Source organism: Pseudomonas sp. DW-iso3 (assembly GCF_058725305.1).
In genome coordinates this window covers 229,592-245,270 of the sequence record NZ_JBZXDZ010000010.1, presented here as the reverse complement: position 1 = coordinate 245,270, position 15,679 = coordinate 229,592, and the positions used below count along the sequence as shown (strand labels likewise).

Here is a 15,679-nt window from a genome sequence, read left to right as displayed (position 1 = left end):
ACCACACAGCACCCAAGTGGGAGGGGGCTTGCCCCCGATGAGGCCCGCAGTCACACCGCTAAACCCCTGCCCTGGCCTGCAAACTCAGATGCGCCCTCTCCCCCGGCGCCAAGCTGGCCCCGGCCATCGCCGACTCTACGCACACAAATCCCGACGCCTCGTTAAAGCTCACCCCCAACAGCGGCCGGCTGCCGGGATGCCATACGACGGTGTCGGCGCTGTCGCCGGTGTCGATGCACAGTTCGCGCTGCCAAGCGTGGTCCTTGAGCTGCAATTCGCCCTCGTGCTGGAACACCCGCTGGCAGCCGCCCTCCACCCGCAGTTCGCCTTCCTGCTGGCAAACCTGGCGATTGAGCTGGTCGTAACCTTGCGCACCGTCGAGCCCAGACAGCGCTATCTCATCGACGTGACCAATACGCCAGTAAGCATGCAAAGCGTGGCTCAATTGGCACGGCAGCTCGTCTTGATGCTCGGTGCTCAGGCGCAGTTCCAGGGCTTCGCCCAAATGCGCGTGCAGGTCGACCTGCCAGTCGCAAAGCTGTAATTGCCAGTGCAGATGTACGCCATCGTCGTCTGTACTGCTGTCGAGCAGCTTCCAGTCGATCAGCCGCGCCCACCCATGGGAAGGCCAGGCATTTTCGCTCGGATGGCGGCCATACCATGGCCAGCACACCGGCACGCCACCTCGGATGGCGCCGACTTGCGGCCATTTGGCTGCGCACCACAGCCAGGGTTTCTGGCCACGGGGCTGGAAGTGCAACAGCTGCGCGCCCTGACGACTGAACACCGCCTGGCACAGCGGATGGTCGATCACCAACACATCACGCATCTGGAAGCGCTCCCAGGCGAACACCGGGCGCTCGCGCAGGGATTTGAAAAAGCGTTGCAGCGGTTGCTCGTGCATGTGCCACGGTCCTGAATATCATCACAATGCGCCCCAAAAAAAGCGGGTAGCCATGGCTACCCGCAAAATGCGCACAGAGAGAAGGAGCTTATCGCAACAGCGTTAGAACGTAGACTGAATTTTCAGGCCCGCCACCAACGCGTTGTCGACTTTATCCACGCCGCCAGGCTGGACGACGTATTGCAGGTTAGGACGCACGGTCAGCCAGTTGGTCACCTTGATGCCGTAGTTGAGTTCGACGTTGTACTCGGTCTCGCGAATCGGCGTGTACAGCGGGTTGTCGTAGTCGTTCACACCATTGGCGGCGTTGAGCAGCTCGGCGTTTTTCTTCACGTCATCATTCACGTGCAGACGAGCCACACCAATACCGATGTCGTCTTTTGGACGCGCGTCGAATGGGCCTTTGTACACCAGCATCAACGACTGGTAGTTGTCGACCAGGTTGGTTTCCTTGTCGTGGAAGGTGGCGTTGGCCGCGATGTTCAGGCCGCGCGAAGCATCGCCGTTATGCGTGGTGAGTTGCTGTTGGGCAACGAACCAGTAACCTTTCTTGCTGCTGCGGGTACGGAAGTCTGCACGGGTGATGACCGCATCGTTGCCGTTGACGTCTTCACGCACGTCCGGTGCATCGGCCGCGCTCTTGTAGTAACCCACACGGTACTCGCCCGGCAGGTTGTTGACCTTCGGCGACCAGACCAATTCCACCGGAATCACAGTGCCCTTGGTGCCGCTGCCGCTGAGTTTGAAGCCGTTACCGTGCTCCAGTTGCGAAGGGTTCTGGTTGTACGCACCAATTTGCGCATACAGCTCAGGCGTGATGTTGTACTTCACGCGGATCGCGGCCTGGCTGACGGGCCAGTTGTACCAGGTGTTGACGTAGTTACCCACTTGCGAGCCGCAGAACGACAGGTTCTGGAAGTCGCACGGGAAGGTGTTGAAGTCTTCGCCTTCACCGAAGTAACCGAGCTTCACGTCCAACTTGTTGTCGAACATCTGGTGCTGGATCCAGAACTGGGTCAAACGCACCATGTGGCCACGGCCGTACACTTCCATGGACGAACTCAGCGTGCCGGCACGCGGGTCGCCAATGCGGTCGTTGGAGATGTTCTGGCCATTACGGTTGGTCAACTGGATCTTGGCCTGGGTGTTATCCCAGCCCCACAGCTTTTGCAGGTCCAGTGCCACACCGAGACCGAACTGGTCAGAGTAGCGACCGGTCTTGTCGTCGTTGTAACCACCTTTGGCGTTGTAGCCCATCTCCCCAACGTAGTCGGCCTTGATGTCGATACCTTGCTCGATCAGCTTGGTACGCTCGCCACCCCAATCGCCCGTCATCCACTTGGAACTGGAGCTGAATGCATCGTCTGCCATCGCATTGGCGGACAATACTAGGGCTGCTGCAGCTGACAGTTGGCAGATCAGCCGAGTGTTGTTGTGTTGCTTTTTCATCCCTACATCCTCGTCTTTATTGTTATTAAACTGTTTTTATCTAACGTGGTTTACATTTTTTATCTAAAACAACAACTTATCTGCTTCAACGGCCTTTGAATTGGGCCACATTGTCGGCATGCCCCTGTGCGGGCAATGAAGAAGCAGTGCCCAACCGCTCGCCCGTGTTGGCGTCGAACAGCAGTACCTTGGAAGGATCGAATTGCAGGGTCAGGGTCTCGCCCACCTGCGGTGCCACGTCGGGTGCCAGGCGGCAGCAGACTTTGGTGTCATTGAGTTGCACGAACACCAGGGTGTCCGGACCGGTCGGCTCGGTGACCTGCACTTCGGCACGAATGCTCGACGCACTGTCGCCCTCGCCTGCCGCCAACATGATCTGCTCCGGGCGCAAGCCCAGGATCACGTCGCGGTCTTCCAGGCCGGCTTCCGTGGTGTTCAGCGCCAGTTCGCAACGGGCCTGGCCGCTGTCGAGCAGGGCCACCAGGCGACCGTCCTTGCGTTGCAGGCGCAGCGGCACGAAGTTCATTGGCGGCGAACCGATAAAGCTCGCCACGAACTGGTTGGCCGGGTTGTTGTAGATCTCTTTCGGCGTGCCGAACTGCTGGATGATGCCGTCCTTCATCACCGCGACCTTGTCGCCCAGGGTCATCGCTTCGATCTGGTCGTGGGTCACATAGACCGTGGTGGTCTTGAGGCGCTGGTGCATCAGTTTCATTTCGGTACGCATCTCGACGCGCAGCTTGGCGTCAAGGTTCGACAGCGGTTCGTCGAACAGGTAGATCTTCGGCCGACGCGCCAAGGCACGGCCCATGGCTACGCGCTGTTGCTGGCCGCCGGACAGCTGGCCCGGCTTGCGGTTGAGCAGGTGTTCGATCTGCAGCAGCTTGGCCACGCGCGCCACTTCGGCGTCGATATCGGCCTGGGGCATCTTGCGGATCTTGAGGCCGAACTCGATGTTCTCGCGCACGCTCATGGTCGGGTACAGCGCGTAGGACTGGAACACCATGGCGATGTCGCGATCCTTGGGGCTCATGCCGCTCACGTCCTGGTCGCCGATCATGATCGCGCCGCCGGTGATGGTCTCAAGGCCGGCGATGCAGTTCATCAGCGTGGACTTGCCGCACCCCGAAGGGCCGACCAGGATCAGGAATTCGCCTTCCTTGATCGACAGTTCGATGTTCTTCAAGGTGTCGGGCAGGCCGGCGCCATAGGTCTTGTTTACATTGCGAAGTTCAAGCGTAGCCATGATTACCCCTTGACCGCGCCGGCTGTGAGGCCGCGCACGAAATACTTGCCTGCGATCACATAGACCAGCAGGGTCGGCAGCCCGGCGATCATCGCCGCCGCCATATCCACGTTATATTCCTTGGCCCCGGTGCTGGTGTTGACCAGGTTATTCAGCGCCACGGTGATGGGCTGGGAGTCACCACTGGAGAACACCACGCCGAACAGGAAGTCGTTCCAGATCTGGGTGAACTGCCAGATCAGGCAGACCATGATGATCGGTGTCGACATCGGCAGAATGATCTGACGGAAGATGGTGAAGAAGCCCGCACCGTCCAGGCGCGCGGCCTTGATCAGTGCATCCGGAATGCTCACGTAGTAGTTACGGAAGAACAGCGTAGTGAACGCCAGGCCGTAGACCACGTGCACAAACACCAGGCCGGTGGTGGTGCTGGCCAGGCCCATCTTGCCCAGGGTGAACGAGGCCGGCAGCAGCACGGTCTGGAACGGCAGGAAGCAGCCGAACAACAGCAGGCCGAAGAACAGCTGCGAGCCTTTGAAGCGCCAGAACGACAGCACATACCCGTTCAACGCACCGATGGCGGTGGAGATCAGTACGGCGGGAACGGTGATTTTGATCGAGTTCCAGAAGTAGCCATCCACGGTGGCCCAGGCCTTGACCCAGCCAATACCGGTGACCACGGTCGGCCAGCTCAGCAGGTTGCCGCTGCTGATGTCTTCCGGGGTCTTGAAGCTGGTGAGCAGCATCACCACCAGCGGCACCAGGTACAGCAGCACGGCGAGGATCAGCACCGCGTAGATCGCGATGCGGCTCAGGCTGATAGCAGGTTTGGAGGCGAGACTAGTCATTTCGTTTGGTCCTCAGCTCGGAGTAGAGGTAAGGCACGATGATCGCGAGGATCGCACCGAGCATCAGGATTGCACTGGCCGAGCCCATGCCCATCTGGCCACGGCTGAAGGTGAACGAGTACATGAACATCGCCGGCAAGTCGGACGAGTAGCCCGGGCCGCCAGCGGTCATCGCCGCCACCAGGTCGAAGCTCTTGATCGCAATGTGCGCCAGGATCATCACCGCACTGAAGAACACCGGGCGCAGGCTTGGCAGCACCACGCTCCAATAGATGCGCGGCATGCTCGCGCCGTCGATCTGCGCGGCGCGCACGATGGATTGGTCCACACCGCGAAGGCCGGCGAGGAACATCGCCATGATGAAACCCGAGGCTTGCCAGACGGCAGCGATCACCAGGCAATAGACCACGCGGTCCGGGTCGATCAGCCAGTCGAGACGGAAGCCTTCCCAGCCCCAGTCACGCAGGAGTTTGTCCAGGCCCATGCCTGGGTTGAGCAGCCATTTCCAGGCCGTACCCGTGACGATCATCGAGAGCGCCATCGGGTACAGGTAAATGGTGCGGATGAAGCCTTCGCGGCGGATTTTCTGGTCGAGGAAGATCGCCAGGGTCACGCCGATGACCAGGGTGATGCCGATAAACATCCCGCCAAAGACTGCCAGGTTCTTGCTCGCCACCCACCAGCGGTCGTTGTCGAACAAGCGCGCGTATTGTGCAAGCCCCGCCCATTTGTAGGTTGGCAGGAACGTGGAATTGGTGAACGACAGCACAAACGTCCACAGGATGTAGCCATAGAAGCCCACCAGCACGATGAACATGCTGGGCGCCAGCACCAGTTTGGGTAGCCAGCGCTGCAGTGCATCGAACGGCGAGGCTTTGCTGAACACAGCAACAGAACTCATGGGGAAATCCAATACAGGGAAAAAGGACCAGCCAATAAACCTTGTGACGCTGGCTTTATGTGGGAGCAGGCTTGCTCGCGAAGCAGGCGACGCGGTGTAGCTGTTACACCGCGGTGATGCCTTCGCGAGCAAGCCCGCTCCCACACACGCCCAGCACCTACAAAAAACCGCTACCAGGCCTTACTTGGCAGACTTGATCGCAGCGCCCAACTTCTTGGCGGTGTCGGCCGGGTCGGCTTTCGGGTCGTTGATGTAGTTGGTCACGACATCAAAGAACGCACCTTGCACCGCCAGGGTAGTGGCCATGTTGTGCGCCATGCTTGGCTGCAGGCCACCGGTCTTGGCGTCTGCCAGGAAGTCCTTGGCAGCGGTCTGGGCGCAGGAGTCGAAGCCGTAGGAATCCATTTTGTTCAGCATGTCGTTGCGAACAGGGATCGACCCCTTGTTGATGCTGAACACTTTCTGGAAGTTTTCACCCAGTACGACTTTGGCAATGTCCTGCTGGCCAGCAGCCGTGCCTTTGTCTTTCTGCTTGAACACCGCCAGGGAGTCGATGTTGTAGGTGAACGCTTTGTCGGTGCCCGGGAACGCTACGCACTCGTAGTCCTTGCCGGCGACTTTCTTGGCGGCGGTCCACTCGGACTTGGCCCAGTCACCCATGATCTGCATGCCGGCCTTGCCGTTGATGACTTTGCCCGCTTCGAGGTTCCAGTCCTGACCTTTACCGTCGACGTCCATATAGGTTGCGACTTTCTTCAGTTCGGTCAGCGCCTTGACCATTTCCGGACCGGTCAGCGCGCCGTTATCCAGGTCGACCAGAGCTTTCTTGTAGCCATCGGCCCCCATCACCGACAGAACGACCGCTTCGAATACGGTGCTGTCCTGCCAAGGCTGGCCACCGTGGGCGAGCGGAATGAAACCCGCGGCCTTGAGCTTGTCGCCGGCTGCGTAGAATTCTTGGAGGGTGGTCGGGTTTTTGGTGATACCGGCTTTCTTGAAGACTTCCGGGTTGATCCACAGCCAGTTCACGCGGTGGATGTTGACCGGCACAGCGACGTAGTCACCTTCGTACTTCACGGTATCGGAGACTTTCTTGTCGAGCAGAGAGTCCCACTTCTCTTCTTTGGCGACGTCTTTGAGCACGTCGGTGTCGAGCAGGCCGGTGGACGCCCATTCCTGGATGTCGGGGCCTTTGATCTGGGCAACACCTGGCGGGTTACCGGCGACCGCGCGGCTTTTCAGCACGGTCATGGCAGTGGCGCCCCCGCCACCTGCGACGGCGCCGTCTTTCCAGACGAAACCATCTTTCTCGACTTGGGCCTTCAGGACATCCACGGCCGCCTTCTCACCGCCCGAGGTCCACCAATGCACAACTTCAACCGTCCCTTTGGAGTCGGCGGCAAATGCACTGAGGGGAAACAACGAGGCAATGGAAATAGCGACGGCGAGGCGATTAATCGCGTTCATCTGAGTACCTTTTCTTGTTGTTATGCATGCAAGTCTTAGGCTTGCGCTGCACGGAGTTTAAACAGGGTTTTTTAAGGCGCAGGTAACAAAGGGATGCACAAATGTCACCAGTTGGTGACATAGCGCCCCGTTCCGATGGCACTGGCCATGCTTGGCGCCAGCGGCAGCGCAGGCAGCAATACCGCTTGCCAGGCATGGTACAGGTCTGGCTTGCCACCCCAGATGTTGCTGCTGGGTTGGTTGTGCGGGCTGAGCTCGTGGTGCCAGCTGCCGTGGAGACGGTCGATAAAGTGGGTCTCGCAAAATTCCCAGAAACGCCGGTACCAGGTTTCGTAGTGCAACTCGCCCGTGCGCTTGAGCAAGGCCTGGGCCGCCGCGCTGGCCTCGGCATGGGTCCAGTGCAGGCGTTCGCGCACCACCGGGCGGTGGTTCCAGTCGAGGGTGTAAACAATGCCGGGGGCGCCATCCACGGACCAGGCGTATTCGCAGGCGCTGGCGAACAACCCCTTGGCGTCGGCCACCAGCCATTCGGGTGTGACGAGCCCGGCTTGCAGGCGCGCGGCTTCAAGGTGCAACACCAGCCGCGCCCACTCGAAACCGTGGCCGGGGGTAATGCCGTAGGGGCGGAAGCCGTCGGCGGGGTTGTCTTCGTTGTAGCCGAGCAAGGGGTGCCAGTGTGTGTCGAAATGTTCGATCACCATGAACTGGTTGCCGGCAGCGTGGGTATGAATCACACGCTCGACAATGCGCAACGCGCGGTCCAGCCAGCGCGTATCGCCCGTGACATCGGCCAGGGCGAGAAAGGCTTCGGTGGCGTGCATGTTGCTGTTGGCGCCGCGATAGGCTTCGACCCCGCTCCAGTCCTGGGCAAAGGATTCGAGCATCACGCCCTCCTCTTCGCTCCAGAAAAACTGGTCGATGATATGGATGGCGTCGTTCAACAGGGTGGGTGCACCGGGGGCGCCTGCTACTACCGCCGAGCTGGCGGCCAGGGCGACGAAGGCATGCAGATAGGCAGCCTTGCCATGGTTGCCATCGAGGGCGTGGGGCGCGGCGAACCAGCCACCGTGTTCACTGTCACGCAGCGCGCCGCTGAGGGCTGCAACACCGTGCGCCACCAACTCGGCATACCCTGGCAAACCCAAGGCGTGGGCCATGGCAAAGCTGTGGGTCATGCGGGCGGTGTTCATGGTTTCGGCGTGGGCATCGGCCGGCAATTGGCCTTTGTCGTCCAGGTTGCCAAAGCCATCGGGCAGTCGAGACGCTTTGGCGAACGCCAGCAGGCGCTGGCCCTCGGCTGCAAGCCAAACGTAATGGGCAGGCGCGTTCAGCCAACTGCTGGCAGGCAGTGGTTGCGTGATCATGGGTGGCCCTTATTGTTTTTTGTGGGATGACCGGAGTCTAAACAAGGGCGCGGCGGCGGCATGTAACGAAGGGGAAGGGAAATGTCACCAAGTGGTGACATTTCCGTCGACAGCCTTATTGCCCTAACGGGGTGACCTTCGCCGGCGCGTTGAGTTGCTGGTTCAGGTTCTGCACCTGGCTTTGCAGGGTGGTGATATTGCGCGTGGTCTGGATACGGAACACGTCGAACTCTTTATTGGTGGGCGCATCGTTGTTGGACGGCGAGTTGTCCTGGGCGCTCTTGAGGACCACAAGGTCCTGCTCGATGCGCGCGATAGCAGCGCTCGGGTTGCCCTGCTTTTTCAAAGCGGCCACGTCAGCAGTGAGTTCCTTGATTTCATTATCGCGCCTGGAAGCGTCACCTTGTGCCGCCTTGAGCGTCGCCACGGCGTCGGTCAAGGCCTGGACCTGGCCTTGCAGTTTGCTGTTGGCGTTGGACAGCTCAGTGGTGCTCGCCGTCATTTGCGCCAGGCGCTTATCCAGTTCGGTGGCTTGCCCGGCCACGCCGACCTGCTGCTTGCCCTGCTCCAGCAACTGGCTTTCCAACTGCTTGATCTGCAGTTTCAGCGCTTCGCTGCCATTGTTGACGCTCGCTTCACTGGCCACGACCTTGCCGGAAATATCCTGTAGGCGCCCCGCCGCTTCTTCGCTGATGCGCGCAAAGCTTTCCTGGGTGGCCACCAACTGCTGCCCCATCAAGGAGATCTGCTGGAAGCTCCACCAGGCCAGGCCCGCAAAGGCGATCAGCAGTGCGCCGATCAAGGCCCACAGTGGCCCGGTGCTGGCGCTCTTGACCTTGACGACCTTGGTGTTGCGCGACCGCACCGAGGTGGCCGGGGTCGGTTCGAAATCATCGTCATCCCCGAGATCGGCCCGCAGGCTGGGAACGTTGTCGAAGTCGTCTTTAGCATCGTTACGCATGTATCAACCCTGAATCGGTGAAGTGGCGAGCGACGGGAGTATAAACCGCGCTCCCGGCGCACTGATCGACCCGGAACGCCAGATTCGGTTCCCGAAGTGTTGCCGCTTGTGTGCTTACTTGAACCCCGGATCCTGGGCTTTCCACCAACTGCAGAACTCGTCGAGGGCGGTCCACAGGCTGACTTTGGGCTCGTAGTCCAGATAATGCCTGGCACGGCTGATATCGAGGGTGAAATCTTTGTTCATCACTTGCATACCCAGCCGCGACAGCGACGGTTCCGGACGCCCTGGCCACATCGCGCAAAACGCTTCGTTGAGCGCCGCCACGCTGTAGGACAAGCCATAGGACCGGTAACGCGTCACCTGAGGCAGTTCCATTTGACGCATCACATAGTTGACCACATCCCACACCGGTACCGGCGCACCGTTACTGATGTTGTAGGCCCTGCCCAATGCCGAGCCCGGCGCGAGCAAACTGCTGAGCAGCGCTTCGTTGAGGTTGTGCACGCTGGTGAAGTCCACCTTGTTCAGGCCGTCACCGACAATGGCCAGGCGGTTCTTGCGCTGCATTTTCAGCAGGCGCGGGAAGATGCTCATGTCACCCGCGCCCGTGACGAAGCGCGGGCGCAGTGCAATCACTTCGAGGCCGAACTCCTGGGCACCGAACACCTTCTGCTCGGCCAGGTACTTGGTGGCGGCATAGGGGTGCTTGAAGCGCTTGGGCACTTGTTCTTCGGTCAGGCCCAGATGATCGCGGCCGTCAAAGTAGATGGATGGTGACGACAGATGCACCAAACGCCCGACATGCTGTTTGAGACAGGCTTCGACGACGTTCTCGGTCACCAGCACGTTGCCTTGGTGAAAGTCCTGATACTTGCCCCACAAGCCCACGGCGCCAGCGCAATGCACCACGGCTTCGACGTCACGGCACAGGTCACGCACCAGGTCGGCGTCATTCAGATCACCCTGGATAAACTCGGCGCCGCGCCTGACCAAGTGCTCCACACCTTCGGCACGTCGCCCGTTGACCCGCACGTCCAGGCCCTGCTCCAGGGCGAAACGCGCAAAGCGCCCGCCAATGAAGCCGCTTGCGCCGGTGACCAGAATCTTCATGTATTACCCCATGTTCTTTCGTTTTTCATCGCTGTTGCCTTGACGCGCGCCATCACTCCAACGGCACCAACCATTGACCACATGCCTGGGCCAGATGATCGGTCAACAGACTCAACAGTTGCCCACCACTGCGCCAATGATGCCAGTACAACGGCACATCGATGGGCTTATCTGGCAACAATTCGACCAATATGCCCTTTTCCAGTTGGTCGCGAACCTGTAATTCCGGCACCAGCCCCCAGCCCAGCCCGGCTTCCGTCAGGCGGATAAAGCCTTCCGACGATGGGCATAAATGATGCTCGAAACCGCCGTCCACGCCGAGGGATGCCAGGTAGCGGTGCTGCAGAAAATCATCCGGCCCAAATACCAAGGCAGGAGTGCGCGCCAGTTGGTCCGCGCGTACGCCCTGGGGAAAGTGCCGGGCGATAAACGCCGGACTGGCCAGCGCGCGATAACGCATGGCGCCCAACAACAGGCTGCGCGCGCCCGCCACTGGCCGCTCGCTGGCACAGATACAGGCCGCCACCTCCCCGGCCCGCATGCGTTTGAGGCCAACGGTCTGGTCTTCCACCACCAGATCCAGCAGCAGATGCTGTTCGGCGCAAAACCCACTGACGGCCTCGGCCCACCACGTGGCGAGGCTGTCAGCATTCAATGCGATGCGCAGCCTTTCGGGCATGCCTTCCTCGTCCAGTGCCGGCACCTGGCTTTGCAGGTCCCGCTCCAGCAGGCGCACCTGCTGCACATGGTTGAGCAGGCGACGGCCGATATCGGTGGGCGTCGGCGGTGTGGCCCGCACCAGTACCGGCTGGCCAACACGCGCCTCCAACAACTTGATGCGCTGTGAGATTGCCGATTGCGACAATCCCAGGACCTGGGCGGCGCGCTCGAAGCCCGCCTGTTCCACCACTGCCGCCAGGGCAGAGAGCAATTTATAGTCGAACATCAGTTTCTCTAATGAGCGATCAGCAATATTTGTTTTTCTTATACAGGCTGTGTCAGGAGAATAGCCAGCATCGCTTCTCTCTTTATAAGGAACCTCACATGGCTGGCGAAACCGCCCTGGCAACCCTGCTGCGCAGCATGAGCCCCCAGCTCAACGACGGCGACTATGTGTTCTGCAGCGTGCCTGACCACCGTATTCCTCCAGGGTGTGAGGTGATCGGCAGCTTTCACGAGCAGGAAGGCCTGACCCTGATCCTCGAACGCCAGCAAGCGGAACAGGCCGGCCTGGTGTTTGACTACGTCGCCGCGTGGATCACCTTGAACGTGCATTCGGCCCTGGAAGCCGTGGGCCTCACCGCCGCCTTCGCCAGTGCGTTGGGCAAGGCCGGCATCAGTTGCAACGTGATTGCCGGCTATTACCACGACCACCTGTTCGTCGGGCGTGCCGACGCAGAACAGGCCATGCAGGTATTGCGGCAACTGGCAGTAGACGCGGAGTAAATCCTATGTGGCAAAGTTATTTGAATGGTTTGCTGGTGGCGCTGGGCCTGATCATGGCCATCGGCACCCAGAATGCCTTTGTACTGGCGCAGAGCCTGCGTCGTGAACATCACTTGCCAGTGGCTGCGCTGTGCGTGGTGTGTGACGCCCTGCTGGTGGCCGCGGGGGTGTTCGGCCTGGCCACGGTGCTGGCGCAAAGCCCGGTACTGCTGGCGGTAGCGCGCTGGGGCGGCGCAGCGTTTCTGATCTGGTACGGTGCCTGCGCGCTGCGTCGGGCGTGTTCGAAACAGAGCCTGGACCAGGGCGACACGCTCAAGGTGCGCTCACTGCGCGCAGTGTTGCTGAGTGCGCTGGCCGTGACCTTGCTCAACCCCCACGTGTACCTGGACACCGTGCTGCTGATCGGCTCACTCGGTGCCCAACAGACCGAGCCCGGTGCCTACGTGGCCGGTGCCGCCAGCGCGTCATTCCTGTGGTTCACCACCCTGGCACTCGGGGCAGCATGGCTGGCACCTTGGCTCGCACGCCCCGCCACGTGGCGTCTGCTGGACCTGTTGGTGGCTGTGATGATGTTCAGCGTGGCCTATCAGTTGATCAGCGCCTGAGGAATATTCCAAAACGCTCTGGAACCTCTATCCCACACAGTTGTTGCGTGGTTTTGCCGCACCCCCGGTGCTATGATCCGGACCCTGCGCCGCAAAGAGTACAAACTCCCCGGCGCTTGTTTGGCCGCCCGTGATCGGCCTTGCGCTCACCGCAACTGACCTGATTAGGAGAATCATCATGGCTTTCGAATTGCCGCCGCTGCCCTACGCACACGATGCCCTGCAGCCGCACATCTCCAAGGAAACCTTGGAGTATCACCACGACAAGCACCACAACACCTACGTCGTGAACCTGAACAACCTGGTGCCAGGCACCGAGTTCGAAGGCAAGACCCTGGAAGAGATCGTCAAGTCCTCTTCGGGCGGCATCTTCAACAACGCCGCTCAGGTCTGGAACCACACTTTCTACTGGAACTGCCTGGCGCCAAACGCCGGTGGTCAACCGACCGGCGCGCTGGCTGAAGCCATCAACGCTGCGTTCGGTTCGTTCGACAAGTTCAAGGAAGAGTTCACCAAGACGTCCGTCGGCACCTTCGGTTCCGGTTGGGGCTGGCTGGTGAAAAAGGCTGACGGTTCCCTGGCCCTGGCCAGCACCATCGGCGCCGGCAACCCGCTGACCAACGGCGACACCCCGCTGCTGACCTGCGACGTCTGGGAACATGCCTACTACATCGACTACCGCAACGTGCGTCCAAAGTATGTGGAAGCGTTCTGGAACCTGGTCAACTGGAAGTTCGTGGCTGAGCAGTTCGAAGGCAAGACCTTCACTGCCTAAGCAACGCTTGCAGTAGAAAAAGCCCGGCATTGCCGGGCTTTTTCGTGGGCGTTCGGCACGGAATGGTGGAACCCGCAGAAGGGAATTTGCCACCCACTCGGTGAGAGGAATAACCCTTTCATACTCTGCTGGAGAATCAATGATGGAAGAAATCGGAAAAGCAGGCGGACAGATGGCGATGCAACTCATCAGCGGGCTGATGAAAGGCCTCGCCGGTGGCGCGGGTGGCGGTGGCGGTGGCGAAGGCGGCGGTGCCAGTGCGCCAAGCAAGCCAGGTGAAGACATGATGCCGTCGGCGCCGCCTAAGATCGAAATTTCCGACTATCAGTGACCCCGCTCACGACCTGGGAGGGCATTGGCCTGACCGCAGGTAAGTCGAGTCCCCGGACGGCGGAGCACATCCGCCGTTTATTCTGGTTTTTTCTGCGTATCCAGCATCAAGTCGTCTGCGGCCCCAATGTTCCTTTGACTGCCCTCACGGGATTGCCAATACTCATGGCATATTGAAGGCCACCCGCATGAGACAAGGAATGCCCCTTTGAAGCTGGAACTCAAGAACAGCTTGTCGGTGAAGTTGCTACGGGTTGTGCTGCTGTCAGCATTGATCGTGGGCGTCACACTGAGCGTGGCGCAGATCATTTTTGATGCCTACAAGACGCGCCAGGCCGTGGCCGGCGATGCCCAGCGCATCCTCGACATGTTCCGCGACCCCTCGACCCAGGCCGTCTACAGCCTGGACCGCGAGATGGGCATGCAAGTCATTGAAGGCCTGTTCCAGGATGACGCGGTGCGCATGGCGTCCATCGGCCACCCCAACGAAACCATGCTCGCTGAGAAAAGCCGCGCCTTGCAGCAATCGCCCAGCCGTTGGTTAACCGACCTGATTCTTGGCCAGGAACGCACCTTTACCACGCCCCTGGTCGGCAAAGGCCCCTACAGCGAGTATTACGGCGACCTGAGCATCACCCTCGACACCGGCACTTATGGTCAGGGTTTCATCGTCAATTCAGTGATCATCTTCATTGCCGGGGTGCTACGTGCCCTGGCCATGGGCCTGGTGCTGTACCTGGTCTATCACTGGCTGCTGACCAAACCGCTTTCGCGCATTATTGAGCACCTGACGTCGATCAACCCCGACCGGCCCAGCGAACACAAGATCCCGCAGCTCAAGGGCCATGAGCGCAACGAACTGGGGCTGTGGATCAATACCGCCAACCAGTTGCTCGAATCCATCGAGCGCAATACCCACCTGCGCCACGAGGCCGAAAGCAGCCTGCTGCGCATGGCCCAGTACGATTTCCTCACGGGCCTGCCGAACCGCCAGAAACTGCAGGAGCAACTGGACAAGATCCTCATCGACGCCGGCCGCCGCCAGCGCCGTGTGGCGGTGTTGTGTGTGGGCTTGGATGATTTCAAGAGCGTCAACGAGCAGTTCACTTATCAGGCCGGCGACAAATTGCTGCTGGCCTTGGCTGACCGTTTACGCGCCCACAGCGGCCGCCTCGGCGCCCTGGCCCGACTGGGCGGCGACCAGTTCGCCCTGGTGCAGGCCGATATCGATCAACCGTACGAAGCCGCCGAGCTGGCGCAAAGCATCCTGGATGACCTGGAAGCGGAATTTGCCCTCGACCATGAGGGCATCCGCCTGCGCGCAACCATCGGCATCACGCTGTTCCCGGAAGACGGCGACAGCACCGAAAAGCTGCTGCAGAAAGCCGAACAGACCATGACCCTGGCCAAGACCCGGTCGCGCAACCGCTATCAGTTCTATATCGCCAGCGTCGACAGCGAAATGCGCCGTCGCCGCGAGCTGGAAAAAGACCTGCGCGACGCCCTCAGCCGCGACCAGTTCCACCTGGTGTACCAGCCGCAGATCAGCTACCGCGACCACCATGTCGTGGGCGTCGAAGCACTGATCCGTTGGCAGCACCCGGAACATGGCCTGGTACCGCCGGACCTGTTTATTCCGCTGGCCGAACAGAATGGCACCATCATCCCGATTGGCGAATGGGTACTGGACCAGGCCTGCCGGCAACTGCGCGAATGGCACGACATGGGTTTCTCCGAATTGCGCATGGCGGTCAACCTCTCCACCGTGCAGTTGCACCACACCGAGTTGCCGCGGGTGGTCAACAACCTGATGCAGATCTACCGCCTGCCGCCGCGCAGCCTGGAACTGGAAGTCACCGAGACCGGGCTGATGGAAGATATCAGCACCGCCGCCCAGCACCTGCTGAGCCTGCGCCGTTCCGGGGCATTGATTGCTATTGATGACTTCGGCACCGGCTACTCATCCCTCAGTTACCTGAAAAGCCTGCCGCTGGACAAGATCAAGATCGACAAGAGCTTCGTGCAGGACCTGCTGGACGATGACGACGACGCCACCATCGTGCGGGCGATCATTCAACTGGGTAAAAGCCTGGGCATGCAGGTGATCGCCGAAGGCGTGGAAACCGCTGAGCAGGAGGCCTACATCATCTCCGAGGGGTGCCATGAAGGTCAGGGTTATCACTACAGCAAACCCTTGCAGGCACGAGAGCTGGCGGCATTTTTGAAGCAGTCGGAGCGCAATAACGCAGCGATTCTTTGACACGGCAAAA

15 protein-coding genes are annotated in these 15,679 nt (G+C 60.4%); 5 read left to right on the top strand and 10 right to left on the bottom strand.

Annotated elements, in window-relative coordinates; translation table 11 throughout:
* Positions 1 to 58: 58 nt before the first annotated feature.
* From AC4PS7_RS26850 to AC4PS7_RS26805, 10 genes are all read right to left on the bottom strand, one after another.
* Positions 59 to 904 (bottom strand): D-hexose-6-phosphate mutarotase, encoded by an 846-nt coding sequence (locus AC4PS7_RS26850; RefSeq protein ID WP_042571249.1) that lies wholly within the window; start codon positions 902 to 904, stop codon positions 59 to 61.
* A 102-nt stretch (positions 905 to 1,006) separates the two neighbouring features.
* Positions 1,007 to 2,353, bottom strand: a complete 1,347-nt coding sequence (locus AC4PS7_RS26845; RefSeq protein ID WP_042571248.1) for a carbohydrate porin — start codon at positions 2,351 to 2,353, stop codon at positions 1,007 to 1,009.
* An 85-nt stretch (positions 2,354 to 2,438) separates the two neighbouring features.
* Positions 2,439 to 3,599, bottom strand: a complete 1,161-nt coding sequence (locus tag AC4PS7_RS26840) for an ABC transporter ATP-binding protein (protein WP_010208189.1) — start codon at positions 3,597 to 3,599, stop codon at positions 2,439 to 2,441.
* Between the two features lie 2 nt (positions 3,600 to 3,601).
* Positions 3,602 to 4,447 carry a carbohydrate ABC transporter permease gene (locus AC4PS7_RS26835; protein ID WP_010208187.1) on the bottom strand — a complete coding sequence of 282 codons (846 nt, stop codon included), beginning with the start codon at positions 4,445 to 4,447 and terminating at the stop codon, positions 3,602 to 3,604.
* Positions 4,440 to 5,348, bottom strand: coding sequence for a carbohydrate ABC transporter permease (locus tag AC4PS7_RS26830; protein WP_010208185.1), 909 nt, complete (start codon positions 5,346 to 5,348; stop codon positions 4,440 to 4,442). Before AC4PS7_RS26830 ends, AC4PS7_RS26835 begins: the two co-directional genes overlap by 8 nt.
* A 180-nt stretch (positions 5,349 to 5,528) precedes the next feature.
* Positions 5,529 to 6,815 carry an ABC transporter substrate-binding protein gene (locus AC4PS7_RS26825; protein WP_010208183.1) on the bottom strand — a complete coding sequence of 429 codons (1,287 nt, stop codon included), beginning with the start codon at positions 6,813 to 6,815 and terminating at the stop codon, positions 5,529 to 5,531.
* Positions 6,816 to 6,919: 104 nt separating this feature from the next.
* Positions 6,920 to 8,179, bottom strand: a complete 1,260-nt coding sequence (locus AC4PS7_RS26820; RefSeq protein WP_198581132.1) for a D-mannose isomerase — start codon at positions 8,177 to 8,179, stop codon at positions 6,920 to 6,922.
* 115 nt (positions 8,180 to 8,294) lie between these two features.
* A complete protein-coding gene (locus tag AC4PS7_RS26815) occupies positions 8,295 to 9,140 on the bottom strand; it encodes an ATPase (protein ID WP_154846694.1) in 846 nt (281 codons plus the stop codon).
* 114 nt (positions 9,141 to 9,254) lie between these two features.
* Positions 9,255 to 10,253 carry an NAD-dependent epimerase/dehydratase family protein gene (locus AC4PS7_RS26810; RefSeq protein WP_010208180.1) on the bottom strand — a complete coding sequence of 333 codons (999 nt, stop codon included), beginning with the start codon at positions 10,251 to 10,253 and terminating at the stop codon, positions 9,255 to 9,257.
* A gap of 52 nt (positions 10,254 to 10,305) precedes the next feature.
* Positions 10,306 to 11,199 (bottom strand): LysR family transcriptional regulator ArgP, encoded by an 894-nt coding sequence (locus AC4PS7_RS26805; RefSeq protein ID WP_137206243.1) that lies wholly within the window; start codon positions 11,197 to 11,199, stop codon positions 10,306 to 10,308.
* Between the two features lie 98 nt (positions 11,200 to 11,297).
* On the opposite strand from AC4PS7_RS26805, the gene AC4PS7_RS26800 reads away from it, so the two are divergent.
* The 5 genes from AC4PS7_RS26800 to AC4PS7_RS26780 all read left to right on the top strand — a co-directional run bounded on the left by AC4PS7_RS26800 (position 11,298) and on the right by AC4PS7_RS26780 (position 15,669).
* Positions 11,298 to 11,699 carry an ACT domain-containing protein gene (locus AC4PS7_RS26800; RefSeq protein WP_010208178.1) on the top strand — a complete coding sequence of 134 codons (402 nt, stop codon included), beginning with the start codon at positions 11,298 to 11,300 and terminating at the stop codon, positions 11,697 to 11,699.
* Between the two features lie 5 nt (positions 11,700 to 11,704).
* Positions 11,705 to 12,304, top strand: a complete 600-nt coding sequence (locus AC4PS7_RS26795) for a LysE/ArgO family amino acid transporter (protein ID WP_038453713.1) — start codon at positions 11,705 to 11,707, stop codon at positions 12,302 to 12,304.
* A gap of 178 nt (positions 12,305 to 12,482) precedes the next feature.
* Entirely contained in the window at positions 12,483 to 13,079 is a 597-nt protein-coding gene (locus tag AC4PS7_RS26790; RefSeq protein ID WP_003175739.1) for a superoxide dismutase, read from the top strand.
* A 142-nt stretch (positions 13,080 to 13,221) separates the two neighbouring features.
* A complete protein-coding gene (locus AC4PS7_RS26785) occupies positions 13,222 to 13,410 on the top strand; it encodes a hypothetical protein (protein WP_042571246.1) in 189 nt (62 codons plus the stop codon).
* Between the two features lie 207 nt (positions 13,411 to 13,617).
* A complete protein-coding gene (locus AC4PS7_RS26780; protein WP_010208167.1) occupies positions 13,618 to 15,669 on the top strand; it encodes a putative bifunctional diguanylate cyclase/phosphodiesterase in 2,052 nt (683 codons plus the stop codon).
* Positions 15,670 to 15,679 lie beyond the last annotated feature (10 nt).

Bases quoted from the DNA above. Each gene is read 5' to 3' on its own strand.
- AC4PS7_RS26830 (WP_010208185.1), bottom strand. From the start codon at position 5,348: ATGAGTTCTGTTGCTGTGTTCAGCAAAGCCTCGCCGTTCGATGCACTG.
- AC4PS7_RS26820 (WP_198581132.1), bottom strand. From the start codon at position 8,179: ATGATCACGCAACCACTGCCTGCCAGCAGTTGGCTGAACGCGCCTGCC.
- AC4PS7_RS26800 (WP_010208178.1), top strand. From the start codon at position 11,298: ATGGCTGGCGAAACCGCCCTGGCAACCCTGCTGCGCAGCATGAGCCCC.
- AC4PS7_RS26840 (WP_010208189.1), bottom strand. From the start codon at position 3,599: ATGGCTACGCTTGAACTTCGCAATGTAAACAAGACCTATGGCGCCGGC.
- AC4PS7_RS26805 (WP_137206243.1), bottom strand. From the start codon at position 11,199: ATGTTCGACTATAAATTGCTCTCTGCCCTGGCGGCAGTGGTGGAACAG.
- AC4PS7_RS26845 (WP_042571248.1), bottom strand. From the start codon at position 2,353: ATGAAAAAGCAACACAACAACACTCGGCTGATCTGCCAACTGTCAGCT.
- AC4PS7_RS26785 (WP_042571246.1), top strand. From the start codon at position 13,222: ATGGAAGAAATCGGAAAAGCAGGCGGACAGATGGCGATGCAACTCATC.
- AC4PS7_RS26795 (WP_038453713.1), top strand. From the start codon at position 11,705: ATGTGGCAAAGTTATTTGAATGGTTTGCTGGTGGCGCTGGGCCTGATC.
- AC4PS7_RS26850 (WP_042571249.1), bottom strand. From the start codon at position 904: ATGCACGAGCAACCGCTGCAACGCTTTTTCAAATCCCTGCGCGAGCGC.
- AC4PS7_RS26790 (WP_003175739.1), top strand. From the start codon at position 12,483: ATGGCTTTCGAATTGCCGCCGCTGCCCTACGCACACGATGCCCTGCAG.
- AC4PS7_RS26815 (WP_154846694.1), bottom strand. From the start codon at position 9,140: ATGCGTAACGATGCTAAAGACGACTTCGACAACGTTCCCAGCCTGCGG.
- AC4PS7_RS26825 (WP_010208183.1), bottom strand. From the start codon at position 6,815: ATGAACGCGATTAATCGCCTCGCCGTCGCTATTTCCATTGCCTCGTTG.
- AC4PS7_RS26835 (WP_010208187.1), bottom strand. From the start codon at position 4,447: ATGACTAGTCTCGCCTCCAAACCTGCTATCAGCCTGAGCCGCATCGCG.
- AC4PS7_RS26810 (WP_010208180.1), bottom strand. From the start codon at position 10,253: ATGAAGATTCTGGTCACCGGCGCAAGCGGCTTCATTGGCGGGCGCTTT.